The sequence below is a fragment of the Trichocoleus sp. FACHB-262 genome (genome assembly GCF_014696035.1).
Lineage (GTDB): Bacteria > Cyanobacteriota > Cyanobacteriia > FACHB-46 > FACHB-46 > Trichocoleus.
Window position 1 is genome coordinate 1 of the sequence record NZ_JACJPK010000034.1, and the last position, 24,220, is coordinate 24,220.

Sequence of the window (24,220 nt, forward strand, 5' to 3'; positions counted from 1 at the left end):
CGAGCAAGTGGTAGATTAGCTCTTGGGCGTGGGCAAGAATATCCATTGTTCTTGCAGAGTATTGGTTTCACGCCCCTTCTTCTCACCTTTCAAGCCTTGGTGCAAGATGTGAGCTATCCCACCATTTAGGAGAGTCTGGATTGCCGCAGAATCTAGCAAATCTTCATCTCCAGGTTGGGCATCGGTGTGAACTTGGATCTGGTTAGCATTAGGGTCAAAGGTGCCCCACTGTTGCACACCCACGGCGACAAACAGTTGTTCCACCCGTCCATAATAAGCCGCAGAAACTGCCTCTTTCAGATCGTGAGAATTCTTGCCAGTGCCGTTCAGCTCTCGGTAGTGCTCTACTGCTTGTTGTTGGGCTTGCTGGAAGAGAGGTTCCACAATCTGCCAAGCGGCGTCATGGAGATCTTCTGGCTGAGAGATTTTTTGGTTGCCGTTAATCCCTTCTTCCAGCAAGTGAGGGTAGGTGTTAGCTTCGCGATAGAGCGGAAGGAGATATTCCACTCCTGCCAAAACCAAAGGCGCTTTTTGACTCCGCAACGTCTCATGCAAGCTTTCATCTAAGCGATGGAAAAATTGCAGAATATCATTTTGCTTTGCGCCATCGTTGCCCTGACCGTGGAAAGTACCCGGTTGCTGGAATGAGTTGTTGGTACCACCCCGAGAAGTCGCGATTCGCTGCTCAATTCCCTGATCTGGCCCATCGTAATGCAGCGCCTCATTCAAGGTTTTGGGCATATTTTCTACCTTAAGTTCTTGAAGACTGAAGCGGCTGCCTTCAAAGAATTTCACTTCATCTTCTTGACTCAGGGTCAACAGATAGAATTTTCCATCGCCCGTTAAGAATGGCAGTAGGGGTTTGATGTGGAAGCGATCGGTGACGACTACCAACTCATTAAAGCTAGTCGGTAGACGATAGTACCGAAACACACCATTGGCGATAAAAATAGCCAAGCCGTCGCTTTGGTGTTGCCAAAAGTCCTCATGATCAAGGTCATGAGCGGGTTTGAGCAGATCCACAGCTTCGGTAGAGCGCATACCCTGGTTAACCAGTTGTTCTTCTGCTTGCCGAATCAAGTTTTTAAAGCGAATTGGGTTTTGCTGAGTTTCAGAGCCGAGGCGAACCATCGGCATGTATAGCGAAACACACACACCTTGGGTTTGTTCTACTAAGGTTTTTAATTCCTCAGTCGATAATATGTTCATAGCAAGTTGGGTCCTATATGCGTTCTCTTGCTAGTAATTGCTCACAGAAGCTTTGATGGGTGGTCGCAAAATTTCCCGATTCCCCAATCATCAAATCTCTGTCAGAGTGCTACGGTGCCTAACCTTAGCCTAGCGATCGCGCTTAGCTCGTCTCTCTACTGGTTGATGTCTGTTCTCTCAAGAAAACTACATGCAAGGTTCTGAAGCTCAAGATTTTGATGTGATTGTGATTGGCAGCGGGATTGGTGGCCTGACTGCTGCGGCTCTTTTGGCACGCTATGGCAAGCGAGTGCTGGTTTGCGAAAGCCATAATCTGCCAGGGGGAGCAGCTCAGAGCTTTACCTATCAAGGCTTTCACTTTGATGCAGGCCCCTCATTTTATGCAGGCTTGAGTGACCCCAACAGTTTGAACCCGCTACGCCAAGTTTTGGATGTCTTGGAAGAGAGGGTAGAGGCGATCGCTTATGATCCGCTGGGTCACTACCACTTCCCCGAAGGCACATTTCCGGCGTATTGCAATCCTGAACGCTATCGAGCCGCTGTGGCCCAAATTACTCCTCAAGGCGCTCAAGAACTTGCCCAATTTGAACGCAGATTGTTAGCTCTCTACGAAGCCTTGCGTGGCATTCCAGCGATCGCGCTGCGAGCTGATTGGCAAATTGGACCCATCCTAGCCACCCGTTACCTTCCCGCTTTGATCAAGCTATTACCGCAGCTAGGCATGATTCAAAGTTCAGTCGGCAAAATTATGGATCAAACGGTGCGAGATCCTTGGGTGCGGCGGTTAATTGATTTGGAGTGTTTTTTGCTGTCAGGACTGAAAGCAGCAGGCACGATTGCCCCAGAAGTAGCATTTATGCTGGGAGAGCGATCGCGATCGGTGATTGATTACCCTGTGGGTGGCAGCGGGGCGATCGTCCAAGCTTTAATTCGAGGCTTAGAGCGTTGGGGCGGCAAGCTGCGGCTCAAAACTCACGTGGAGCAAATTTTGGTTGAGAACGGCAAAGCCGTAGGAGTGCAACTGCGTAACGGTGAAAGCGTCAAAGCTCCGGTTGTGATTTCTAACGCCACGCTTTGGGATACCTATACCAAGCTACTCAAGCCGGAGAATTTGCCTACGGTCTATCGTGAGAAGGCGATCGCCACACCAGCAGTAGAAAGCTTCATGCACTTACACCTCGGTATCCGAGCCGATGGTCTAGAAGCTCTCACCGGACATCATGTGGTGGTGCATAGCTCTGAGCAAGATATCACCGTTCCGGGCAACACCTGCATGATTTCCATTCCATCGGTGTGGGATGCTGATCTGGCTCCAGCGGGTCATCATGTGGTTCATGCCTACACATTAGAACCCTTTACAGGCTGGCAGCGAGATGAAGACTACGAGGAGCGCAAAAAAGAGAAAGCTCAAACTCTCTTTCGTGCCCTAGAACGGGTAATTCCAGATCTGCGCGATCGCATTGTGGTTGAACTGATTGGTACTCCTCTCACCCATGCTCGTTACTTGCGCCGTTACCAAGGCACCTATGGCCCCGCGATCGCCGCTGGACAAGGCATGTTTCCCGGACCCCAAACTCCGATCGCAGGTTTATATCGGGTAGGAGACAGCACGAGTCCAGGAATTGGTGTCCCTGCAGTTGCCGCTTCCGGGATTTTATGTGCTAATACCCTCGTCTCCCCCCACCAAGTCAAGACATTGCTGGATCAACTACGGCTCTAAGAGTTATGAGGGCGAACCACCGTTCGCCCCTACAGGTATCTCTAATTCTCTAGCAAAAAGAGATGAGAGAGATGCGATCGCTCATCTCAAGCAGAATTAGCCAAGCAAACTAGAACTGTCAACGGCTCCTAAAGGGAGGGTCAAGTTAGAGGACGGATGCAGCGGATTGAGGAGGCTGCCATGTTCCTCGCTCAAGTTGTGGGAGCTTTTACTGCCTACAGGAAGTGCTTTGGCCGTCAATTGCACATCGTCAAAATCAACCTCAATCCCTGGTCCCTGCAACAAGTTGATCAGGCGAATTTCTAAGGATTGACCGATCACCGTATCAGTGGCAGAAGAGGTGTAAGTAATCTTGGAAGTTTTGAATTCTCCTTCTGGAATGTGCAGAGAATTATTATCTACCGCCAAAACTTGCCCACCTGCTAGCAACTCAACGCGGTAGCCTGAGAAGCCTGGGAAGGAAATTCCTGGAACTGGATCATCACCAGTGGGATTACCAACCGCAACCGAAAGAGTATAACGAGTGTTGGGAGCGAGCAGCGTATCGAGAGTTTGGCTTAAACCTGCCTCTCCACTCCCCACAGGATCAACTAAGAAGCTATAGCCAACATTATCTCCCTCTGGAACGCCACCAGGGTAATTGTTGAGGGAGGGGTTAAAGACACCCGTTGCCGAAGAGTCGTCAGTTGTTACATCAGGAATAATGTCATTGGGGTCGTAAACGTCCCAACCAGGCGGTGGCTCAACGGTAAAGGTAAAGTCTTCCTGAGCTGGGTCTTCAAAGCCAGCGTTCTCGATGGGAATGTTGATCTTCGAGTTAGCGCTGTCTATGTCTTTGAGCAAATCAGCAAGTTTGTTAAGGTCAACTATGCCACCTAAACTAGGCTGAAGTGCTGTCAGAATGGTTTCAGCAGATTCAAGCTGCTCCTCAAATGATGCACCTGTTGTATCTTTTTGACCTGCTGCTAGAGAGCGTACGAACTGAGAAATGCTGCTGGCACGGTCCAGGATAGATGGAAAGGTAATGCTACCAAAGGCGTTGTCAGAGTCAGTGAGGTTAAATAGCTCACTGGCTTGAGCAACAATTCCTTGAATGTCAGTCAAATCAACAATTGATGAATCTGTCTCTGGCATAGCTGGAAGTGTCTCCCTATGGGTCTTAAACTAGCGAACCTGTCGAAGGGGGCAACTTACTGCTACTAAAATACCCAGAAATGCTACTTTTCTTTCATTTACTCGAATATGCTCTTGAATCCTATGCCGCCTTCCATTTAGCAGCACAGAATCTTTCCATCCGCAAGCTCAGTTACGACCCAGGTTAGATTAAAGTTGCCACTGTAGTAGTGGGCTGCGATCGCGACTATTGAAATCCTGCCATGCTGACTTTTTTACGTTTGTTCCTTGTCTTAGCTTTACTGTTAGTGGAACTTGTCTGGTTTAGCCAACCAGCGATCGCTCAAGAGTATGAAGGCTGCTGGATGCTGAACTCCGCAGGAGCAGTGATTGACTTAAATGGCTCAGTTTGCCCGCGATCGCCTGCCGCATCTGGACTGACACCACTGATGTTCTCCAATTTGCGGGTTGAGCCTACCGCCAATGGCTTGGTTGCCGTGTCAGGTAGCGTGACGAATCGCAATAATCAGCCTATCCCTCTGGTTTTAGTGGAATACAAACTGGTAGATCAGCAAAGCCAGGAGGTTCTCTACAAAGGAATTTTGCCGCTGGAAATTCCTGGGGCATTACAAGCTGGAGCATCAGTCAACTTTAGCCGTGTCTTGAAGGCTAATCGATTGCCCCAAAAGCCTCTAAATGAAATCACAGTTCAAGTTGCCCGTTATCTTTGATTGGCTTTAGAGCTTTGGGCGCATTTCGGGCGATCGCCTGCCCCTACTCAATTTTGTAGAAAGGCCGAGATCTCTTTCTGAGTTTCGTTAAAAGCTTGATTCACTTCTACCGGGGATTCACCGATAGGCTCTATCATAGTTTTTTTGCCCCAAATTGCAGCAGCAAGCCGAACTTCTCGCCCAGATTTTAGCGTTAGAGCAAGATAATCTCGACCTACATTCACAGATGCGATCGCCGAGATTGGAAACTCAGTCACTGCAATTGGGGGTTTACCAGAGCGCTGTCTGCACGTCACCGTAGCCCAATCTTTCGTCTTATTAAATCTCACAGTATAAATTTCTTCTTTTGCCAGTGACGTATCTACCGCCCGCAATATTACAGCAATAACCATACACCCAAGCACAAAGAGAAATGGCCGATCTATGACGGGCAAAACTCCTGACTGAATCTGAAATGAGGTCTTGCTGGGATTTTGAATAAATTGATTCGCTCTTTTCTTTTGAAAGCGGAGATAGTCATCTGGAAAAGAGATGTCTCCTGCATCAGTCGTCAAGATTACGGTGAAACCGTTACAACTCGATTTTTGCGTGCGGCTAAACCCACAGATGCTTTCGGAGCGAGCCGCTTTTAGTTGAATGTCTCGCTCTAGGGCTAAACCTGTAAATGAGCGGTACGTTAATCTACAACTTGGAGTTTGGGTGCCACCTGGACAAACAATTTCTGGCTTAAAACTAAACCCGACGATCGCTCCTAAGCAGAGGAGCAACAGCCAGCCACCTGCAACCAACCAGCGACCTGTTTGCCGATGGCAGAGCACAAGTTCTTGATAGGTTTGTTTCAAAATTCTCACTGAAGGAACTCTGTGATTACCTGGCGGCCTTTTTCGAGCGATCGCTTTGTCTGAAGGGGTATCCAAAGAAATTCCGCAACTCGCACCTGTTTGCCTGATTTCAGTTTTAGGAGCAGGCAATTAGGGATAAATCGACGTAAATGAACTGTTTCAATGTCTGCGATGGGAAGCTCTGTGGTGACTACCTTTGTGCCATAGATCTGTGTGCAGGCAATCGTCACCCAACCGCTCGATTTATTAAACTGGCACCTGTAAATTTTTTCTTGTCTTAGACAATTAGACAGCAGAATAAACATAACAAAGGGCAGAATAAAAAATACAAGATTATAAGGAGGATGATTCAACGACCAACCATAGATCTCAAGCTGTAACGAAGACGAATTGGATTGGCTGATAAATTGATTCACAACATCAGCTAGGAGATCGGCTTCCATTCCCAAAACATAAACTTTACCCCGCTGAGTTTCTAATACATTTACTTCGCCAAAGCAGTCTGTCCAGCCAAGCTGAGGAGGTACACAGATGGGCGATTTATAAACTGCTTGAACTTGAATCTCGCTTTCTGAGGTGAGACCGCTCAATGAGCCATAGGTCAGAGTGCAGTTTAATGCTGCTTTCGGTAGGGTTGCAGTTCGTTGACAGGAGATCTCTGAAATAATGCTGGTTTTAAGGGCTGCTGCCACACCAACTGCCAAACAAGCGATCGCGATCATCCATCTCCCTGGTTGTCGATGATAAATGATCAGCTCTTGAGGCGACTGGCTAATTTTCATGCAGCCTGAGAACGATGTTTATGACAGATAGAATTCCCAGAAAAAAGATAAATCGATGTCTTAGTAAGAATAGTGTAGCGATCGCCCTAGCTACTCTACTCACAGCTTGTAGCTATCGAGTTTCATTTACTCCACCCAGTCAACCAAAACCTACTTCACAATTGAAACTACAGCCTACTCTGACCCCAGTAGAAGCGTTAGAGGCCGCTTTTTTCAACAAAGATTTTGCCCAAGCCAAACGGTTATTAAAGTCTGTATCGGCTCAAGACATTGAGCGCTCTGAATTAATGCTGAGAGCTGTTCAGACCAATCAGCCAGAGCTGATTCAACTCATGCTTAAGCGGGGCGCAGACCCTAATGCTAATGACGGTGTTTCACCCCTGCGACAAGCTGTACGTACAGGAAATGATCCGCTGGTTCGATTGTTGTTGAAGCACAGTGCAGACCCGAATCAGCAAGATGGGAATACAGATTCTATTTTGCAAGAAGCCTTGTTCAGCAACTCATACATTAGCTTTCTAGATTGGACTAGCCACATAGATCGGTTTCCTCAAGTCAGCGATCAGGGTATGGAAACAATCCGCTTAATCCTTAAAGGAGGAGCCAATCCAAACGACCGCGATCGCGCCAATGGGACAACAGTGCTAATGGTCGCCGCAGGGCACGGCAACAAAGAACTGGTGGAACTGTTACTGCAACAAGGTGCGAATGCAAAAGCAGCTAATGCCTATGGAGAGAATGCACTGCACTATGCCGCTTGGCGGGGTAATTCTGCGATCGTGCAACGACTGCTGTCTGAAAAAGTCAATGTCAATCCTACCCATCACTTGGGGCGGACTCCGCTGATGTTTGCAGTGCGGCGAGGCTCATTACCGATCGGGAAACTTCTACTAGCGCAGGGGGCAAGAGTTGATGCAGCGAGTCGCGAAACTTTTGTGGAACCTCATCGGTTGAGATATGGCTATTACTCTGTTCTGGATCACGCGATCGCCACAAACCAGCCAGAGATTGCTGCTTTATTAAAGCAAAAAGGCGCTAAGCCATACGAGCAAAAATAACTTTACGGGGTTTTTAGCAGGAGAATTATTGCTCCTTTAGGATGACAGTCACTTCAGTTTTTGGCTAACGTGTAGCAGATCTAACAAACTCTAGTTAGGGACTATTTCCCTCACTCGCTATTAAGAAAACTGCTATTAAGGAAGCTTATGAGTCACTCCCCTCTCTTCGACAATTTGGCGCGGGCTATCCGGGTTGCTTTATTTTGCGATCGGCAGCAGATTTCAACTAGCCAAGGTTTAGAGTGGCTCGCCGCGATTGAGGAAGCTGCCGATCGCCAACGGTTGCGTCGCCGGGAGTTGTTAGCGTTAGGCGGTTTGGGAATTGCGGGCGCGATCGCGGGTCACATGGGTCAGGTCAGTGCTGCACCCAAACCGAAATCAAGTGCCACTGTGGGAATTGTAGGAGCAGGATTTGCGGGATTGACTTGTGCCTACGAACTCCAACGTAATGGCATTCTTGCCACCCTCCATGAAGCCAGCGATCGCGTCGGGGGCCGTTGCTATTCATTGGGTAACAATTTCTTCCCTGGGCAGGTAGCGGAGCGGGGAGGTGAGTTTATTGATAACTTGCACAAAACCCTGATCGGCTATGCTCGCGAATTTGGTTTGACGCTAGAAGATGTCAACAAACAACCAGGAGAAGTTTTCTACTATTTCAATGGTCAGCGCTACCCAGAATCAGTGGTAGTGGATGAGTTCCGAGCTTTGGTCTCAGCTATGCAGGCAGACTTACGGACGCTCTCCGGTGAGCCTAGCGCTGATAGCCACACCGAGGCAGATGTGAGACTCGATCGCACCAGCTTACAAGCCTATCTCGACAGCCGCCAAGCGGGTAATGTGGTGAAGGCAGCGATCAAAGCCGCCTATGAAGCGGAATATGGCCTACCGATCGCTCAACAAAGCTGCTTAAACTTCCTCCTGTTTATTCATGCCGATCGCCGTTCTAAATTCACGCCTTTTGGTGTCTTTAGTGATGAACGCTATCACGTAGTCGAGGGGAATGACAAAATCACTCAGGGGTTGCGCGATCGCCTACAAAGTCCAGTCAAACTGGGCATGAAACTGCTGCGGGTGCGAAAAACGGGCACCAATCAGATTGAACTCACCTTCCAGAGTGGCTCTCGCACCACAACCGCTACTTATAATGCGGTAGTTTTGTCCATTCCCTTCACGACACTACGTCAAGTCGAGTTGGATCCAAGCCTGGGTCTGCCTGCCTGGAAGGTTCAAGCCATCCAACAGCTGGGTTATGGCAACAATGCCAAGATGATGCTCGGCTTCAACGGGCGGCCTTGGCTCCCTGCCAGCAACGGCAGCTCTTACTCCGACCTGCCCAACCACCAATCCACCTGGGAAACCAACCCTGCTAAAGCCACCAGTACTCAGGCAATTCTCACCGACTACTCCAGTGGCGATCGCGCTCTGCGTCTCAAAGTCAGCAATGTGCAAGCCGAGGCCGATCGCTTCCTTACGGATCTCAATCGAGTGTATCCGGGGTCAAAAGCAGTCGCTACTAAAATCAATGGTCAATACCGCGTTCACCTAGAGCCTTGGCCCTCTAACCCATTGACCAAAGGCAGCTACACCTGCTACACGCCCGGACAATTTACCAGCATTGCGGGCAACGAAGGCAAACCCGTCGGTAATCTCCATTTCGCCGGAGAACATGCCAACTCTTTCTACGAATGGCAGGGTTTCATGGAAGGAGCCGCTCTCTCTGGCATTCAAGCCGCCAACGAAATTCTCCAAGACCTCAAAGTTGGGAGATTATAGGGATTCATCAGCTCCACGAATCCCATGCTAATTTGGCTCACCCAATTTAAGGGCGAACTAGCCGCGCTGAGTGCGGCATTTTTGTGGGCGATCGCGTCTGTCATCTACACTCGCATTGGGCAGCGGGTGCCTCCCTTGGTTTTGAACTCTGTGAAAGGCGTGATCGCGATCGCTTTCCTCGCCATTACCCTCTGGCTTCAAGGCAGTAGTCTACCCGACATTAACGTTACCGCTTTGGGACTATTGATCCTGAGTGGCGTGGTGGGGATTGGCTTTGGCGACACTTATTACTTTGCAGCACTGAATTTACTGGGGCCAAGGCGAACTCTGCTACTGGAGGCTTTAGCACCCCCGCTCTCCGCTTTCCTCGCCTTACTGTTTTTGCAAGAAACCCTAAAACTGAGCAATTGGTTGGGGATTTTCCTTACCATTGTCGGCGTGACTTGGGTAGTGAGTGAGCGATCGCTGACTGGAACAACCAACTCAGTGACAAATAAATCAGCTCATTCTTTACTAGGAGTTGGTTACGGTTTACTGGCAGCATTGGGTCAGGCAGGAGGGGCGGTGCTGTCTCGTGCCGCTTTAACTCAGAGCACCATTAGCCCCTTGTGGAGCACCCTAGTCCGTTTAGCCGCCGGGGTGTTGGTGATGCTGGTGTGGCTACTAGTGCGACGGCAAGCAGGATTGGTGATGCAAACCCTAGAGTTAGAGCGCGATCGCCGTCGAGGTATGTCTGGGCTAGGCGCGATCGCCGTCACTTCTTTTTTCAGCACCTATTTGGGCATCTGGTTGCAACAAACTTCGCTCAAATTTACGGCAGTTGGGGTAGCCCAAGCCCTCAGTTCCACTAGCCCCCTGTTCATTCTGCCGATCGCGATCGCAATGGGTGAAGTGGTTAGCAGACAGGCCATTCTGGGTGTTTTGGTCGCTTGGGCAGGTGTTTGGTTCTTGTTTAGTTAATGCTGGTTCGGCTACCGCTTCAGAGCTAAGGTTAAGCCATCCGCGATCGGAACCAGGCTGAGCGTGATGCGTTGGTCTTGGTGCAGCTTGGCATTGAAGACGCGAATCGACTCGGTGCGGTTGTCTTGCACTTGCGGGTCTGCCACCCGTCCAGACCAAAGCACATTATCGATCGCGATCAACCCACCCGGACGCACGAGTTGCAGCGATCGCTCGTAATAGTTCCAGTAGTTGCTCTTGTCAGCATCAATAAAGGCAAAATCAAAAGTTTCGGCCTCACCAGCGGCTAAAAGCTGGTCTAGGGTGTCTACGGCTGGGCCAATCCGCAGCTCAATTTTGTTAGCCACGCCAGCGGCTTGCCAGTAGCGACGGGCGATCGCGGTATATTCTTCGCTCACGTCGCAAGCAATGACTTTACCATCAACGGGTAAAGCCAGCGCCACCGCTAAGGAACTGTAGCCTGTAAATACTCCCACTTCCAAAGTCTTCTTCGCCCCCATTAGCTGCACCAATAGCGCCATAAACTGCCCTTGCTCTGGAGCAATCTGCATCTGAGCCATCGGACGTTCAGCGGTCTCCTGTCGTAGTTGCGCTAGAAGCTGCGGTTCCCGCAAAGAGTTGGACAACAGATAGTTATACAGTTGGTCTGTTAAATCAAGTGTTTTATTAGACATAGGGATGTTTTGCTTAAAAATGCAGCTACAAAATTACTATATTGAGTGTGATTTGCTGTAACTGGAAACTCAGAGGAGAGTGGAGTTTATGATCCGAGCGATTTTGGCATTAGTTCTGGTGGGGCTATTAACGGCTTGTGGCAACGGCATTCCGGGGCTGAGCGACCGAGTTGTTCAACAAGCGATCGCTCTACAAGTCAGCCAAACTCAGCAAACCCTCGCCCAACAACTCCGACTCAAAAAGCCCCCCAAAGTAGAAGTGAAGCAAGTCGCGATCGACCAGCAAGACTCCCTAAAGATTCAAGGCTTACCCGCTTACCATCTGCAAGGAACTTACGACCTCACCTTGAAGTTTCCCAGCCGCCAAGTCACTCAGGAAAAAAATCCGTTCGAGGTCTACCTGCAACAGCAACCCGACCAGAAAAATTGGAAGCTAGCTCAGCTTAGCAAATCGGATACAGAAGCTGAATCTACTTGGGTGACAGAACCCCTCCAGTAGACTTCAACTCATCAAATCCAATTTGCCAGAAGTCCCATAAACCTAGGGAGAGATTGACTATGGTTGGGCAAGTTGCGCGATCGCCATTGACCTTTGATCAGTTTGTCAACCAATATCCAGAAGATGGGGGACGCTATGAGCTGCGCAGAGTTGAACTTGATGGCGGATCAGGTGTTTGCAGCGGGACAGTAGGTGTAATTTTAGTGGAATCAACTAAAAATGTTTCAACTCGTTTGAAGAGTTCAGCTACTAAGTAGAAAATGCTAGTAGCCATAAACACAAAAACTTGATTCGCCCAAAAGGACGAATCAAGTTTTTGTAATGAGTTCTAAATTTGTGAGCATCAGTATTCTTTTGCTAGTTTAAATCTAGCAATCGCTAGAAGTATGGATAACCAAACACAACCCACTAAGGGCCAAATCCAAGTTGACATTTTAATGGCGGTGAGGGAACTAAAAGCCCAAATTCAGCAGCTGCAAGATGAGCCTTTAAATAGTAAAGAGTCCAACTTTGAGGACTATCTAAACCTTTTTATTCAACAAACTGAGGAAAAGGTCAAGCAGATAGAAGCAGAAGCAACACAACTGAAAGCACAAAAGAAGGCTCTGTATCAGCAGTTGTGGAGCCAGGCTAAGGAGTTGAAATCCTGCTATCAGGAATTGCAGCATACGAATCAAGAACTATGTCAGGCCTTAAACTCCGATCAAGTTTCTTATAATCAAGCGATCGCGAAAAAAATTTTCAATGAGGATGAGCCTATCAGAGAGGCTTTGGCCAAGTTGCTTCAACTAATTTATGGCCGAGATGGTAGCCCTAGAGATCTGGGAAGGCTGCGGAGATGTCCATCTCCGCAGCCTCGTATTTCTGGCACAGATAACACCTACCCTTTATCCAAACAAGCGATCGCATTTAAGGATGACCACGACCGCCTTAAAGCCCGATCTCTAGCGCTAAAAGCACAATTTCAAAGGTTGCGAACTCAATCTCAGGTATTGGCCGCTCAGTCTCGAGTGTTGCAAAGTCGATATCTTGAGTTAGAAACAGTTGAGCGCGATCGCAACTAGTAAATTCAACGAGCCTTACAGTAAGCCAGCGGTTTCGTAGAGCCTTCTCAGGGTCGCGGTAATTTTAGTGCCGTATTGTAAGTCAGCAGTCCAGCGACCACTCAGTTGATCCACCAAAGGGGCAATACCGCGAGTGACAAAGCGGAAGCGCGGGTCAACCACATCCTGAACTAAAGGCTCGGTGCTGGCATAGGCTTTGAGGTGCTGCACATGCGCCCGAACTCCAATGCGGGCACTGGGGAAAGACGCACCTACCTCAGCACCACCGACTGTTCCCAAGCCAGCAAAGTTGTTCTGCGAAGGTTTGATTTCACTACCAAAGCGTAAAAAGCCAGTCTCCACACACATTTGGCAGAAAGCAATATCGTAATTTACGCCTTCCACGCTGGCTTCTTCTCGGTACAGCTTCGGTAAGTCGGGAAACTGAGCTAAAGCATTCTCGTTGTTAGATTTGAGGAACATCATTAGCTGGACTTCCGAAGTGTTGCCGTTGCTAATGATGCGATCGAGTTGACCAGGACAAATTGAAAGGATCGATCGCAAAATCACTGTCCGGCTGACGCTATCCCAACCCACAGAAATATTAACCTCCCGCAGATCGACCGCTCGGATATAGACAATGTTGCGGTAGTTGATGCGGCGGATATTAGGGGCTTTGGTCAAATCCACCCGCAGGCGATCGGCCAAGTCAATTGGAATGTAAGCATTACCATTGACCACAATGCCCTGCTCACCATAAATAGAGCCATTAATATTGATGTTGGCGGGAGTATAGGTGCCCGTGGGTAAAGGTGTGGGCGTTGGCGTAGGAGTAGGGGTAGGTGTGGGAGTTGGCGTGGGAGTTGTCCCACTTACTGCTCGGCTCCAAGCTGCTAAACCGTCAGCCAGGCCCAAGGCAATATCGCGGCGACGATTTTGAATTAAAAAGCGATCGTCTGGATTGGTCAAGAAGCCTACTTCCATTAACAGAGAAGCAGGAATGATTTGGCGACAAAAAGCTAGGCTACCCACTCCGGTAGCAGTGTCGGGTCTAGCTCCTCGGCTTGGCAGTTGGGGCACCCGACGCAGCAGCGCCAGCAACAACAGCTCCGAGTGAGCTTTGCGCTCGTCATTATTGGCAATATAGAAAACACTGGCTCCCCTCACAGAGGGGTCAGAAAAAGCATCAGCGTGAATTTCTAGGGCTACGTCACCCACACGCCCGCGACTGTTGATCCAGGCGATGGTCCCCGCTAGGCTGAGGTCATCGGGTACGGCCAAAACTTCAAACGCCCGCGATCGCAGTTCAGCGACAATCAAATCCCGTAGCAGAATCAATTCTCTGGCTTCTGTGGTGCCGCCAGCGATCGCGCCTGGATCGATTCTGCCGTTCTCGTTTCCACCATGACCTGCCGAAATAAAGATTCGTCCCATCTGCGCTGTTTCCTCTAGAGCTAAAAATTATTGATATTTAGTGTCTGTTTAATAAAACTGCTGTAGCTTGACCTCTAGAACGGCCCTCTACCCATGACTCTGAATAAATGAAATTACCCTTAACGAATTGATTATGCCCAACCCAAAGCCAGAATACAGCTTCCAGGCAAGATCAACGTGATAATACTCGAACTTCAGCCGTTTGTACCAACGGGTTTAGGCAAATGAAGTCACAGCACGGCTTTTCTCAAAGCACAACGGCTTGGCTGAAACTGAGAGAGCGGTGACAATAGTAAGTGAGTTCTACTTTTCGGCACAGCGTCAATGGACATTCCTCGGCTGCATCCTGACACTATTGAGCAAGTCAAGCAAAAAGCTGACATTGTCGATATAGTTTCTGAGCATGTCGTGCTGCGGAAACAGGGCAAAGACTTTGTCGGACTCTGCCCGTTCCACGATGACAAGTCTCCGAGCTTCAGCGTCAGTCCCAGCAAGCAGTTCTACTATTGCTTTAGTTGTGGAGCAGGCGGCAACACGATCAAGTTTCTGATGGAGTTGGGCAAAAACTCCTTCAGCGATGTCGTGCTGGATCTGGCTCGCCGCTACCAAGTTAATATCAAAACTTTGGCTCCAGAACAGCGCCAAGAGTTGCAACGGCAGCTTTCGGTGCGGGAGCAGTTGTATGAGATTTTGTCGCTGACGGCCAAGTTTTACGAGCACGCACTGCGACAACCCCAAGGAAAGGTCGCTTTAGATTACCTACAAAACTCTCGGCACCTGAGCCAAGAAACGATTCAGCAGTTTCAACTCGGTTACGCTCCGGCGGGTTGGGAAACGCTGTACGGCTATTTGGTAGAGCAGAAACACTACCCGGTGGAGTTGGTAGACCAAGCTGGGTTAATTTTGCCGCGCAAATCTGGGGGTGGTTACTACGACCGTTTCCGCGATCGCCTGATGATCCCAATTTTGGACATTCAAGGTCGCGTGATTGGGTTTGGGGGCCGCACCCTGAGCGATGAGCAACCCAAATACCTCAACTCCCCCGACACCGACCTGTTTGACAAAGGCAAAACCCTATTTGGGCTAGACAAAGCCCGCGCCGCGATCGCCAAGCAAGACCAAGCGGTGGTCGTAGAAGGTTATTTTGATGTAATTGCCCTGCATGCCGCCGGGATTACCAACGCCGTCGCGTCTTTGGGTACTGCCTTGAGCGTGGCCCAAGTCAAACAACTGCTGCGCTACAGCGAGTCAAAGCAAGTTGTGTTTAACTTTGACGCAGATGCGGCGGGGGTGAAAGCGGCTGAGCGGGCGATCGGGGAAGTGGCTGACTTGGCTTATCAAGGCCAGGTGCAGTTGCGAGTCCTCAACATTCCCGAAGGCAAAGACCCGGATGAGTTCTTGCACACACATTCTTCAGAGCATTACCTCAGCCTGCTGGAAAGAGCTCCCCTCTGGTTAGATTGGCAGATTCAGCAAGCACTCCAAGGCCAAGACCTGAAGCAAGCTGACCAGTTTCAGCAGTCGATTCAGGCGATCGTCAAGCTCCTGGGCAATTTACCCAATACCCCTTTACGAACACACTATATTCATCAGTGTGCGGGGTTTTTGAGTCAAGGCGATGCCAGGTTTGCGCTGCAACTGGAAGAAAACCTCCGCACCCAAGTTCGGGGGCAACGTTGGCACGGGCGATCGCAAAAATGGGAAAAACCCACCGATTACAGCTTGCGAGAAGCAGCAGAAGCCCAACTACTCCGCATCTACGTTCATTGCCCTGCCCATCGTCTAGAAGTGCACAACGCCCTCAAAGAGCGTGAGCTGGAGTTTAGCTTGTCTCATCACCGCTTTTTGTGGCGGCAGATCCTAGACATTGAAGAACCAGAAAATCGAGAGCCTCAGGCCGAATTGTCTCAGTCTTACGCCAGTTGGGAAGAGCCCACAGAAGTTGACTTACTCACGGCCCTGCAGGACCGCTGCACTGAGTCGCCAGAGGAAATTAAGCGAGTTCTGCACATTCTGCAACTCGATGAAACAGGAAAGTTAGATATTCTCCGTCCGAGTCTAGCGATTCGCACCGCCACTGCTAGCCTAGAGCGGATTATGTGCGAGAAGCGTTGCCGTCACTTGCTGAAGATGTGGGAAGAAGCCACGCAAGCGATCTTAGCTGACCCTAACCAAGTACAAATCCTAGATTCTTTAGAACAAAGCCTAGATGCGGCCTTCGATGTCGAAGCCTTGCGGTTTCAGAAGCTGTTCTACGACGAAAGACGCTACCTGCAAGAACTCGATCGCCAACGCTGCGTCACCCCAGCCGATCTACTAGAAGTGCCGCAGTTGGGTTAGTTGCAATAGAGCGTGTCGCGGGTGTTGCGGCCAGTCACAGGGTTAGTGCCCTTCGCCACCTTGCAGAGCAAAGTTTGGGCATCTTGTCGAAACTCTACGTCGGTGAAGTCTGCGCCGTCAATCACGGCTCCTTCAAACTTGGCGTTGAAGGCAAAGGCTCCTTCTAGAATCGCATTGGTTAAATTTGCATCTGACAGGCGAGCCGTATCTAGCGTGGCGTTGCTGAGGTTTGCCCCTGCCAAATTGGCAGCTTCCAGATTAGCCCCAAAAAAGCTCACTCCGCGCAAATCACTCTGACTGAGATTGATGCCGCGCATATTGGCCTTAGTAAAGCTGGAGTCTACTAAAACACGGCCCGAAAAGTCGGCCCCCACCAAGAAAGCTTTGTTATAGTCCTCAGCCAAAGCAGGAGCCGCGATCGCCCCCCAAACCAGCAACCCCGCCAGAGTCATCCAGCATAAGCTGAAACAAGCAGTGGCTAGGCGTTGATACCAGGCTGTTTTCACTGGTTTCTGAATTGGCTGCTGAATCAATGGGAAACCGTACCTTCTGTCCATCTCGCGTACTTTACTAAGTGACTGTGACGAATCAGTGAGTCTGGGAGCCACATCAATCTATAGGCTAGCGCTAAGCGCAGCCTAGACTGACCTGAGCGGTCCCATCCCTGATCCTACCCGAAGCTGTCGGTCTCCTTGGTGAAAAAGCACTAGACTCGTAACGAAGGTTAAAGTCTGACTACTTCGTCCTGCGAGGAAATCTGAGTAAAATGCATGAATTCTGGCAAGCCTGAACCCTCGCGATCGCGCCGCTCGTCTCAATCTAAGAGCGAAATCGGGTTGCTAGGAGAAGCCTTTATTTCAGAATGGTTGCAAGCTCAAGGTTGGGGACTGCTGCATCAACGCTGGCATTGTCGTTGGGGCGAAATTGACCTGATTGCCCAACAACCTGCGGCCCAACAATCCACAGCACCGAGACCGATAGCACCTAGGCCTATAGCAACTAACCAGATGCGATCGCCCTCAGCCACGCTTGTATTTGTGGAAGTTAAAACTCGTAGCGGCAACAATTGGGATGCGGACGGTTTGCTAGCGATCACGGCCCAAAAGCAAGCCAAACTTTGGCAGACAGCAGAATTATTTTTGTCCAGTCATCCTGAACTCTCAGAATTACCTTGCCGCTTTGATGTGGCGCTGGTGGCGTATCAAACTGCATCAAAAGCGCGATCGCAACCTGAAAAACTTGGTGTCGATCAAGTTCAGGCTGCGATATTAGCAATGAATCATATGGTTAACCAGAGTCAAGCAGCGATCGCCCAAGGGCAACCTATTGCGATCGGAGGCTGTCAACTAAGCTTAAAAGATTATATCCAAGCAGCTTTCACTTAATTTGCCGTTGTCAGGCTGCTCGAACAAGTGCTGGAAATGACAACCAGCCAGAATTTGCCAGGTGTTGCACCCTAAGCTAGCGTCTCCGGACAATAGCCCAGTCCTAGAACAAACTGCTTGCGGAATTCTTCAATTTCACCGCGATCGGGGCTACCGTGAGAAACCACCGCTACTTGATAGCGCCGCATCACATCAATGGCAGACTGACCCGTTTCCAAGCTCCACAAAGCCATTTGAATACGAATTTCTGGCTCGTAGGGAATACCTAGCTCATTCAAGAAAGCTCGGAAATCTCCATCTTCTTGGGGGCTCAAGTAGCGATTCATCTTGACCTTGACGACCCAGCCATCAATCTGATGAATTACAGTCATGAATCGAACAGGCATTAGCGTGGTGCCATGTAGGTGTTCGACGACTCTTAGGGTGAGGCTGGCATTGCCAAGGTAGTAGAGATATTCCATGTTTCTTCGGACCCAGCGAATGCTACATTTCTATTCTTACGGGGATTTGCTGAAGCCAATAGGGGAGAAGCCCCCGACCTCCTATGGGGGGTTCCACCCAATGTTGTTATAAGTTTTGCACTTCATTGCTTGTCGCAGCCTTACGCTGGTATGAACTTCACGGCCAAACCTCACGATTTTAGTTCCTCAGATCAGCCTGTCACTCCGGCGATCGCATCCGAGCCTACCTCCGACCAATTACTGAGCGCCTATGACTACGAGTTACCAGAAGAAAGGATTGCCCAAAACCCCATAGAGCCAAGGGATCAGGCACGGTTGCTCGTCCTCGACTCCCCAACTCAGCATAGCCACCGCATCTTTCGGGACTTACCAGATCTCCTCCAATCGGGAGATTTACTAGTGCTCAACAATACCCGTGTGATTCCCGCCAGGTTGTACGGTCGTAAGCCAGGGGGTGCCGCGATCGAAGTTTTGCTCCTAGAACCCCAACCCCAACCTAATTGCTGGCTGGCTCTAGTCAAACCCGGTCGGCGGCTGAAACCCGGAGCGGCAATTGAGTTTGGTCCAGACCCAACTGAGCCACCGAGCTTAAAGGCCACGGTCTTAGCGACGGATGCGCCCACGGGAGGGAGGATTTTGCAGTTCGAGGTGCCCGATGGGGAGTCATTGCAAACACGGCTACAAGAACTCGGCCAAGTACCTTTGCCACCCTACATTACCCAATCGGAAGCAGAGCCAGAACGCTACCAAACGGTTTATGCCGCGCAACCTGGAGCTGTCGCAGCCCCAACCGCAGGCTTGCACTTTACCCCTGAACTGTTAGCACGACTACAAGCTCAAGGGATTGACCAAGCCTTTGTTACCTTGCATGTAGGAGTCGGCACGTTTCGGCCCGTCGAAGCGGAGGATATTACCCAACATGCCATGCATAGTGAGTGGGTAGAAGTTCCAGCCGAGACAGTCGCCAAAATTCAGCAGACCAAAGCCCAAGGCGGGCGCGTGATTGCTGTGGGTACGACGGTCGTCCGCACCCTGGAAGGAGTGGCGCAGCAAGCTGAGCAAAATGGCAACCAGTTTGGTGAATTGCAGCCCTACCAAGGCAAGGTGAATTTATTTATCTACCCTGGTTATCAATGGCGCGTGGTGGAGGGATTAATTACCAATTTCCATTTGCCTTGCTCCAGTTTGCTGATGCTGGTGAGTGCGTTGGTAAGTCGTCCGCGCTTGATGGCGTTGTACCAAGAGGCGATCGCGGAACAGTACCGTTTCTATTCGTTTGGGGATGCCATGCTGGTGTTGCCAGAGGCCAGAATCTAAATCATGGGCATGGGGCGATCGCTGATCTTCAAGCTAATCAGGCACTTGATTGCAATGCAATTTCCGCAGGTTCGGTGGATTACGACCGCAGAACTCGCTCAATGGCTCAGCAATCCTGTCCGATCGCAACCGCTCCTATTAGATGCTCGAACTAAAACTGAGTATGCTGTCAGCCATTTGGCAACTGCTCAACAAATCGATCTGATTGCGCCTGACTTGGCCGCTCTAGGCCAGATTGATCAGGATACGCCCCTAGTTGTCTACTGCTCGATTGGCTATCGCAGTGCTAGGGTTGCAGCTCAGTTGGCGCAAGCAGGCTTCACGCAGGTTTATGACCTGGAAGGCAGCATTTTTCAATGGGCCAACGAAGCACGACCGCTCTGGCAAGCCGAGCAGCCTACGACCAAAGTGCATCCTTACAACGCCCAGTGGAGCTTGTTGCTCAAGCCTGAGTATCGGGCGGAGTTGCAGGAAGAATTACCTCTAGATTGAAGGCTATGCCCTAATCTTCGTGCTCCTCCACCTGCTGGATTAATTTAGCAATCAAAGCAGTCCAGCCAGTTTGGTGACTCGCACCGATTCCAGCACCATTGTCGCCGTGGAAGTATTCGTAGAACAAAATCAAATCTTGCCAATGCGGGTGGGTTTGAAATTTTTCTGTGTCTCCATAGACGGGGCGACGACCGGCGGCATCTTGGGTAAAAATCTTTATGAGTCGTTGGGAGATTTCGCTAGCGACTTCCCACAAGTTCATCCATTGCCCAGAACCTGTCGGGCATTCCACTTTAAAGTCATCACCTAAGTAATGATGAAACTTTTGCAGCGATTCGATTAGCAAGAAGTTGATGGGAAACCAAATCGGACCACGCCAGTTAGAATTGCCCCCAAACAAGGCACTGGTGGATTCCGCTGGCTCATAATCAACGCGGTGTTCCTGACCCTGTGCTTCAAAAATGTAAGGATGCTCGGCGTGATAACGGGACAGAGCTCGAATGCCATAGGGACTGAGGAATTCCTTTTCGTCTAGCATTTTCTCTAGAATCCGCCGCAGTTTATCGCGATAAACGATCGCCAAAAGCCTGCGATCGCCGACCCCCTGCCGTTTCATACAAGCAATGTTCTGGGTCAGATCAGGGCGATTGCGAATAAACCACTCTGTCCGCTTCCAGAAACCAGGAAACTGCTCTAGGAGTTCCGCTTCGATCGTCTCCACTGCAAACAGAGGAATCAGGCCAACAATGGAGCGAACTTTCAAGCGCACTTGATGACCGTCTGGGAAATGAAGCACATCATAATAGAAGCCGTCTGCTTCATCCCAGAGGGAGGCTTCTTGTCGGCCCATGCGGTTCATAGCCTCCGCAATGTAGAGGAAGTGCTCAAAGAACTTACTGGCAATATCTTCGTAGATGGGATTGGATTTTGATAGCTCTAAGGCGATCGCTAGCATATGCAAGCTATACATGCCCATCCAACTGGTGCCATCCGATTGGTCAATGCGACCTCCGGTAGGTAGTTCGGAACTGCGATCGAACACACCGATATTATCCAGACCTAGAAAGCCACCTTGAAAAACATTATTGCCCGCTGCATCTTTGCGGTTCACCCACCAAGTAAAGTTGAGCAATAGCTTTTGGAATACTCGCTCTAAAAAAACACTATCGGCCCGACCGTATAGTTTCTGTTCAATCTTGTAGATTCGCCACGCTGCCCAAGCATGGACAGGAGGATTCACATCCCCAAACGCCCATTCATAAGCAGGCAGTTGGCCATTGGGATGCATGTACCATTCTCGCGTCAGGCGATCCAGCTGGTATTTAGCCAGTTCTGGATCAATCATGGCAATGGGAATCACATGAAAGGCCAGATCCCAAGCTGCAAACCAGGGATATTCCCACTTGTCGGGCATCGAGAGAATGTCATCATTAAATAAATGAATCCACTCAGAATTTCTCCCTTTCAGCCGCTCCGGGGATACGGATGGCTCAGCAGGCGCGTTTTTCAGCCATTCATCCACCACGTAGTAGTAGAATTGTTTGCTCCACAATAGGCCCGCAAAAGCTTGACGCTGGATGTTTTGCAAATCGGGCGATCGCGTGAAACAGCAAACCCGTTGGTAAAATTCATCGGCTTCCTGCTGGCGATCGCTAAAAACCCGCTCAAACTCAGCTCCCAAGGGAGAAGCGGTGACAAGCGCTGGAGCCACTTGATTTAATCTGAGTTGAATAGTTTGCGTCTTGCCTGCCTGTACCTGCAAGATATAGTGTGCTGCGGCTTTGGTGCCAACCAATTCAGGATTGACAGCAGTTTGCTCACCCTGAACTACATAGTTGTTGATGCCATCCTTGAGATAAGCCGAAACGTTAGGCGTTCCAAAGACACGCTCTGTATTGGTTTCATTTTCGGTAAACAGCAGGGCTGTAGGCGGGTCGCAATACAACCAGTAGTCACCCAAGCTGGAATGGGAGGCGGCAATGACGCTGTAATTGTCCTTGTCCTTAGATTTCGCTTTAGACAGTAAGGGCTTGTCGGAGTTGGGAAGAGAGGGACAAGCTTGCTTCTCACTCCCAGACCCCTTACTCCAAGACCAAGTGTTACGAAACCACAGCGTCGGCAATAAATGTAAGGTTTGAGCTTCTGGCCCGCGATTCGTAATGGTGATGCGCATCAGAATGTCTTCTGGAGCCGCTTTAGCATATTCAACCAAGACATCAAAATAGCGTTCTTCGTCAAAAATGCCTGTCTCCAATAGCTCAAACTCTAATTGATCGCGACCCCGACAAGCATTCTCGGCCACCAATTGCTCGTAAGGAAATGCCTGGTGTGGATATTTATAAAGGCATTTCATGTAGGAGTGCGTCGGCGTGTTGTCGAGGTAGAAATAGTATTCTTTAACGTCCTCACCGTGATTGCCTTCTTTCCCAGTCAAGCCAAACAGTCGTTCTTTGAGAATTGCGTCATTGCCATTCCAGAGGGCGATCGCAAAACAAAGCCGTTGATGATTGTCCGAAATGCCTGCGATGCCATCTTCTCCCCAACGGTAAGCCCGCGATCGCGCTTGGTCATGGGTGAAATAGTCCCAAGCTGCCCCACTAGCACTGTAGTCTTCCCGAACAGTTCCCCACTGGCGATCGCTGAGATACGGCCCCCATCTGCGCCAATGCGCTTGCCTATGACGGGTTGCTTCTAGCCGTTGAGCTTCTACGGTGGTGTTTTCTGTCATGGCTCTCTCAAGCGATCGCGTGCAGCAAAGTAAATCTTGGCTCAATCGGCCCTCGACTCTTAAACCCCAATCTTTAAAGTTGAGCCATTTTAACGCACCTGTCCTTGCCGACTCAGCCTCTGTCGAATTGTAGAGTTTGGGCTTGTACTTGCCTGTACTCATCTTTAGTTAGAGCCGTTTTAGCTTAAAGTTTCTTTACATCGGTCAGAAGGAGGGCCTATAGTTTCGCACCCTAGGCAGACTGCGGCTTAGAGGCAACTCGATACTATAGGGACATAACAAGTTTGTTAACAAGTTCGTTGAGGAATGTAAATATGGAATCTCGTCCTTCTGCTGATCTACCCACTGTTGCTAACGCTTATAACGGCAAAGATCGGAACGCCTTTTTGTTTGGTTGGAATCCCCAAGCCGAGCTATGGAACGGTCGTCTAGCCATGATTGGTTTCTTGGCATATCTGTTGTGGGATTTGAACGGTTACAGTGTATTGCGTGACGTGCTGCACTTCCTACCCCAATACATCGCTCGTTAGTCACTGGCTCGTTAGTAACTGACTGTTAATCATTGAATAAGTCATAAGCATCCAACCTTGTCGTTAGACTGGTGGCCTTAACTCAGCTTAAGTTGCCAGTCTGACCACAAGGTTTTGCTATGGCCCAATGTTCTATTCATCTAGAGTCTTGGAAGGGTTAAGTTGGAAAATCGACACATCCAACTCCACTTTTTGCATTAGTTCTGCCAGAAAGCCTTGGTTTAGGAGGCAGACGGGATTAAAGTAAATATTCTTCATAGAAATTGTTTACCCACGCTGAGCGGTGGCTGCTTAGCTTTGTATCTGCCTACTTAAGTCAATCGTTATCTGGAGCTGAAGATTTGATTTCCTCTGAGCAAGTATCCCCACCCGCTGCCCCATTAAAAGAAGAGGTAACGATCGCTGACCCCGCGAAAGAAGCAAACCGTAGCCTGATCACTGCAATAGGCATGTTGAGCCTTTGGGCGACGAGTTTAGCTTGCTTGTTGAGCTTAGATATCTCCGCGTGGCCCTTGTTGTGGAAACTGCCGCTGATGGTTTGGCAAATGTTTCTCTACACAGGGCTATTCATCGTCGCGCATGATGCGATGCATGGAGCAGTCTATCCCAAAAACTCCAAGATTAATGATGGGATGGGAGCGATCGCTCTGTCTTGCTATGCCCTGTTTTCCTTCGAGAAGCTAAAGCAAAAACATTGGCAACACCATCAGCATCCAGTGAGCGAACGAGACCCAGACTCCCATAATGGCAAGCACCAGAATTTTTTTGCTTGGTATTTTCAGTTCATGAAATCCCACTGGAGCTGGGTCAGAATATTGGCCTTAGTTGCGCTCTTTCACACCATTCGCTTGACGCTGGCTTTGCCAGCAGAAAACATGACGCTGTTTTGGGTCATTCCTTCGATCTCCAGCTCGGTACAACTGTTTTTCTTTGGCACCTACCTCCCGCACCGAGAACCAGAAGGAGGATACAAAAATCACCATCGGGCTCAAAGTAACCCCCTTCCAGTTTTCTGGTCTTTCATTACCTGCTATCACTTTGGCTATCACGAAGAGCACCATGAGTACCCGCAGCTAGCTTGGTGGCAGTTACCCGGAGCGGCTAAAGCGCAGGGAACGATCTGAGCAAA

At 49.7% G+C, this 24,220-nt stretch carries 24 protein-coding genes; 14 read left to right on the forward strand and 10 right to left on the reverse strand.

Annotated features, from left to right (window positions below; translation table 11 throughout):
* Positions 1-15 precede the first annotated feature (15 nt).
* Positions 16-1,209 (reverse strand): hypothetical protein, encoded by a 1,194-nt coding sequence (locus tag H6F68_RS06435; RefSeq protein ID WP_190557466.1) that lies wholly within the window; start codon positions 1,207-1,209, stop codon positions 16-18.
* 190 nt (positions 1,210-1,399) lie between these two features.
* Here H6F68_RS06435 and H6F68_RS06440 point away from each other — a divergent pair, with 190 nt between their 5' ends.
* Positions 1,400-2,929 (forward strand): NAD(P)/FAD-dependent oxidoreductase, encoded by a 1,530-nt coding sequence (locus H6F68_RS06440; RefSeq protein WP_190557468.1) that lies wholly within the window; start codon positions 1,400-1,402, stop codon positions 2,927-2,929.
* A 96-nt stretch (positions 2,930-3,025) separates the two neighbouring features.
* Here the strand turns inward: H6F68_RS06440 and H6F68_RS06445 are convergent, their stop codons facing one another.
* On the reverse strand, positions 3,026-4,063 hold the full coding sequence (locus H6F68_RS06445) for a hypothetical protein (RefSeq protein ID WP_190557470.1): 1,038 nt from the start codon (positions 4,061-4,063) through the stop codon (positions 3,026-3,028).
* 242 nt (positions 4,064-4,305) lie between these two features.
* Here H6F68_RS06445 and H6F68_RS06450 point away from each other — a divergent pair, with 242 nt between their 5' ends.
* A complete protein-coding gene (locus H6F68_RS06450; protein ID WP_190557472.1) occupies positions 4,306-4,773 on the forward strand; it encodes a DUF3426 domain-containing protein in 468 nt (155 codons plus the stop codon).
* Between the two features lie 47 nt (positions 4,774-4,820).
* Here the strand turns inward: H6F68_RS06450 and H6F68_RS06455 are convergent, their stop codons facing one another.
* The gene (locus tag H6F68_RS06455) at positions 4,821-5,624 is read right to left on the reverse strand and encodes a hypothetical protein (RefSeq protein WP_190557474.1); all 804 of its coding nucleotides are present in this window, start codon (positions 5,622-5,624) and stop codon (positions 4,821-4,823) included.
* Positions 5,621-6,397, reverse strand: a complete 777-nt coding sequence (locus H6F68_RS06460; RefSeq protein WP_190557476.1) for a hypothetical protein — start codon at positions 6,395-6,397, stop codon at positions 5,621-5,623. The genes H6F68_RS06455 and H6F68_RS06460 overlap by 4 nt, the downstream gene beginning before the upstream one ends.
* A 20-nt stretch (positions 6,398-6,417) precedes the next feature.
* Between H6F68_RS06460 and H6F68_RS06465 the strand changes: the two genes are divergently transcribed.
* From H6F68_RS06465 to H6F68_RS06475, 3 genes are all read left to right on the forward strand, one after another.
* Complete coding sequence (locus H6F68_RS06465) at positions 6,418-7,455, forward strand: ankyrin repeat domain-containing protein (protein WP_190557478.1); 1,038 nt, start codon at positions 6,418-6,420, stop codon at positions 7,453-7,455.
* Positions 7,456-7,602: 147 nt separating this feature from the next.
* Positions 7,603-9,228 carry an FAD-dependent oxidoreductase gene (locus tag H6F68_RS06470; protein ID WP_190557480.1) on the forward strand — a complete coding sequence of 542 codons (1,626 nt, stop codon included), beginning with the start codon at positions 7,603-7,605 and terminating at the stop codon, positions 9,226-9,228.
* Positions 9,229-9,252: 24 nt separating this feature from the next.
* The gene (locus H6F68_RS06475) at positions 9,253-10,188 is read left to right on the forward strand and encodes a DMT family transporter (protein WP_190557482.1); all 936 of its coding nucleotides are present in this window, start codon (positions 9,253-9,255) and stop codon (positions 10,186-10,188) included.
* Positions 10,189-10,199: 11 nt separating this feature from the next.
* Here the strand turns inward: H6F68_RS06475 and H6F68_RS06480 are convergent, their stop codons facing one another.
* On the reverse strand, positions 10,200-10,862 hold the full coding sequence (locus tag H6F68_RS06480) for a class I SAM-dependent methyltransferase (protein ID WP_190557484.1): 663 nt from the start codon (positions 10,860-10,862) through the stop codon (positions 10,200-10,202).
* A gap of 88 nt (positions 10,863-10,950) precedes the next feature.
* Here H6F68_RS06480 and H6F68_RS06485 point away from each other — a divergent pair, with 88 nt between their 5' ends.
* The 3 genes from H6F68_RS06485 (at position 10,951) to H6F68_RS06495 (ending at position 12,425) form a co-directional block, all read left to right on the forward strand.
* Positions 10,951-11,361, forward strand: coding sequence for a hypothetical protein (locus H6F68_RS06485; RefSeq protein WP_190557486.1), 411 nt, complete (start codon positions 10,951-10,953; stop codon positions 11,359-11,361).
* Positions 11,362-11,420: 59 nt separating this feature from the next.
* A complete protein-coding gene (locus tag H6F68_RS06490) occupies positions 11,421-11,618 on the forward strand; it encodes a hypothetical protein (protein ID WP_190557488.1) in 198 nt (65 codons plus the stop codon).
* 129 nt (positions 11,619-11,747) lie between these two features.
* Positions 11,748-12,425, forward strand: coding sequence for a hypothetical protein (locus H6F68_RS06495; RefSeq protein ID WP_190557490.1), 678 nt, complete (start codon positions 11,748-11,750; stop codon positions 12,423-12,425).
* A gap of 15 nt (positions 12,426-12,440) precedes the next feature.
* Here the strand turns inward: H6F68_RS06495 and H6F68_RS06500 are convergent, their stop codons facing one another.
* The gene (locus H6F68_RS06500) at positions 12,441-13,838 is read right to left on the reverse strand and encodes an N-acetylmuramoyl-L-alanine amidase (protein ID WP_190557492.1); all 1,398 of its coding nucleotides are present in this window, start codon (positions 13,836-13,838) and stop codon (positions 12,441-12,443) included.
* 324 nt (positions 13,839-14,162) lie between these two features.
* Between H6F68_RS06500 and dnaG the strand changes: the two genes are divergently transcribed.
* The gene (gene dnaG / locus H6F68_RS06505; protein ID WP_190557494.1) at positions 14,163-16,178 is read left to right on the forward strand and encodes a DNA primase; all 2,016 of its coding nucleotides are present in this window, start codon (positions 14,163-14,165) and stop codon (positions 16,176-16,178) included.
* On the opposite strand, the gene H6F68_RS06510 is transcribed toward dnaG, so the two are convergent.
* The gene (locus H6F68_RS06510) at positions 16,175-16,684 is read right to left on the reverse strand and encodes a pentapeptide repeat-containing protein (RefSeq protein ID WP_313930047.1); all 510 of its coding nucleotides are present in this window, start codon (positions 16,682-16,684) and stop codon (positions 16,175-16,177) included. The two genes, dnaG and H6F68_RS06510, sit on opposite strands and share 4 nt — an antisense overlap.
* A gap of 264 nt (positions 16,685-16,948) precedes the next feature.
* Between H6F68_RS06510 and H6F68_RS06515 the strand changes: the two genes are divergently transcribed.
* Complete coding sequence (locus H6F68_RS06515) at positions 16,949-17,563, forward strand: YraN family protein (RefSeq protein ID WP_190557496.1); 615 nt, start codon at positions 16,949-16,951, stop codon at positions 17,561-17,563.
* Positions 17,564-17,634: 71 nt separating this feature from the next.
* Here the strand turns inward: H6F68_RS06515 and H6F68_RS06520 are convergent, their stop codons facing one another.
* Positions 17,635-18,024 carry a hypothetical protein gene (locus H6F68_RS06520; RefSeq protein ID WP_190441687.1) on the reverse strand — a complete coding sequence of 130 codons (390 nt, stop codon included), beginning with the start codon at positions 18,022-18,024 and terminating at the stop codon, positions 17,635-17,637.
* Between the two features lie 150 nt (positions 18,025-18,174).
* On the opposite strand from H6F68_RS06520, the gene queA reads away from it, so the two are divergent.
* Both queA and H6F68_RS06530 read left to right on the forward strand, forming a co-directional pair.
* Positions 18,175-19,341 (forward strand): tRNA preQ1(34) S-adenosylmethionine ribosyltransferase-isomerase QueA, encoded by a 1,167-nt coding sequence (gene queA, locus H6F68_RS06525; RefSeq protein WP_190557498.1) that lies wholly within the window; start codon positions 18,175-18,177, stop codon positions 19,339-19,341.
* A 54-nt stretch (positions 19,342-19,395) separates the two neighbouring features.
* The gene (locus H6F68_RS06530) at positions 19,396-19,833 is read left to right on the forward strand and encodes a rhodanese-like domain-containing protein (protein ID WP_199299945.1); all 438 of its coding nucleotides are present in this window, start codon (positions 19,396-19,398) and stop codon (positions 19,831-19,833) included.
* Positions 19,834-19,843: 10 nt separating this feature from the next.
* Here the strand turns inward: H6F68_RS06530 and H6F68_RS06535 are convergent, their stop codons facing one another.
* A complete protein-coding gene (locus tag H6F68_RS06535; RefSeq protein ID WP_399313074.1) occupies positions 19,844-22,723 on the reverse strand; it encodes an MGH1-like glycoside hydrolase domain-containing protein in 2,880 nt (959 codons plus the stop codon).
* A 152-nt stretch (positions 22,724-22,875) separates the two neighbouring features.
* Between H6F68_RS06535 and H6F68_RS06540 the strand changes: the two genes are divergently transcribed.
* Positions 22,876-23,091 carry a chlorophyll a/b-binding protein gene (locus tag H6F68_RS06540; RefSeq protein ID WP_190441681.1) on the forward strand — a complete coding sequence of 72 codons (216 nt, stop codon included), beginning with the start codon at positions 22,876-22,878 and terminating at the stop codon, positions 23,089-23,091.
* A 132-nt stretch (positions 23,092-23,223) separates the two neighbouring features.
* On the opposite strand, the gene H6F68_RS29290 is transcribed toward H6F68_RS06540, so the two are convergent.
* Positions 23,224-23,349 (reverse strand): hypothetical protein, encoded by a 126-nt coding sequence (locus tag H6F68_RS29290; protein ID WP_277876024.1) that lies wholly within the window; start codon positions 23,347-23,349, stop codon positions 23,224-23,226.
* A gap of 83 nt (positions 23,350-23,432) precedes the next feature.
* Here H6F68_RS29290 and crtW point away from each other — a divergent pair, with 83 nt between their 5' ends.
* The gene (crtW, locus tag H6F68_RS06545) at positions 23,433-24,215 is read left to right on the forward strand and encodes a beta-carotene ketolase CrtW (protein ID WP_190441680.1); all 783 of its coding nucleotides are present in this window, start codon (positions 23,433-23,435) and stop codon (positions 24,213-24,215) included.
* Positions 24,216-24,220: the final 5 nt, after the last annotated feature.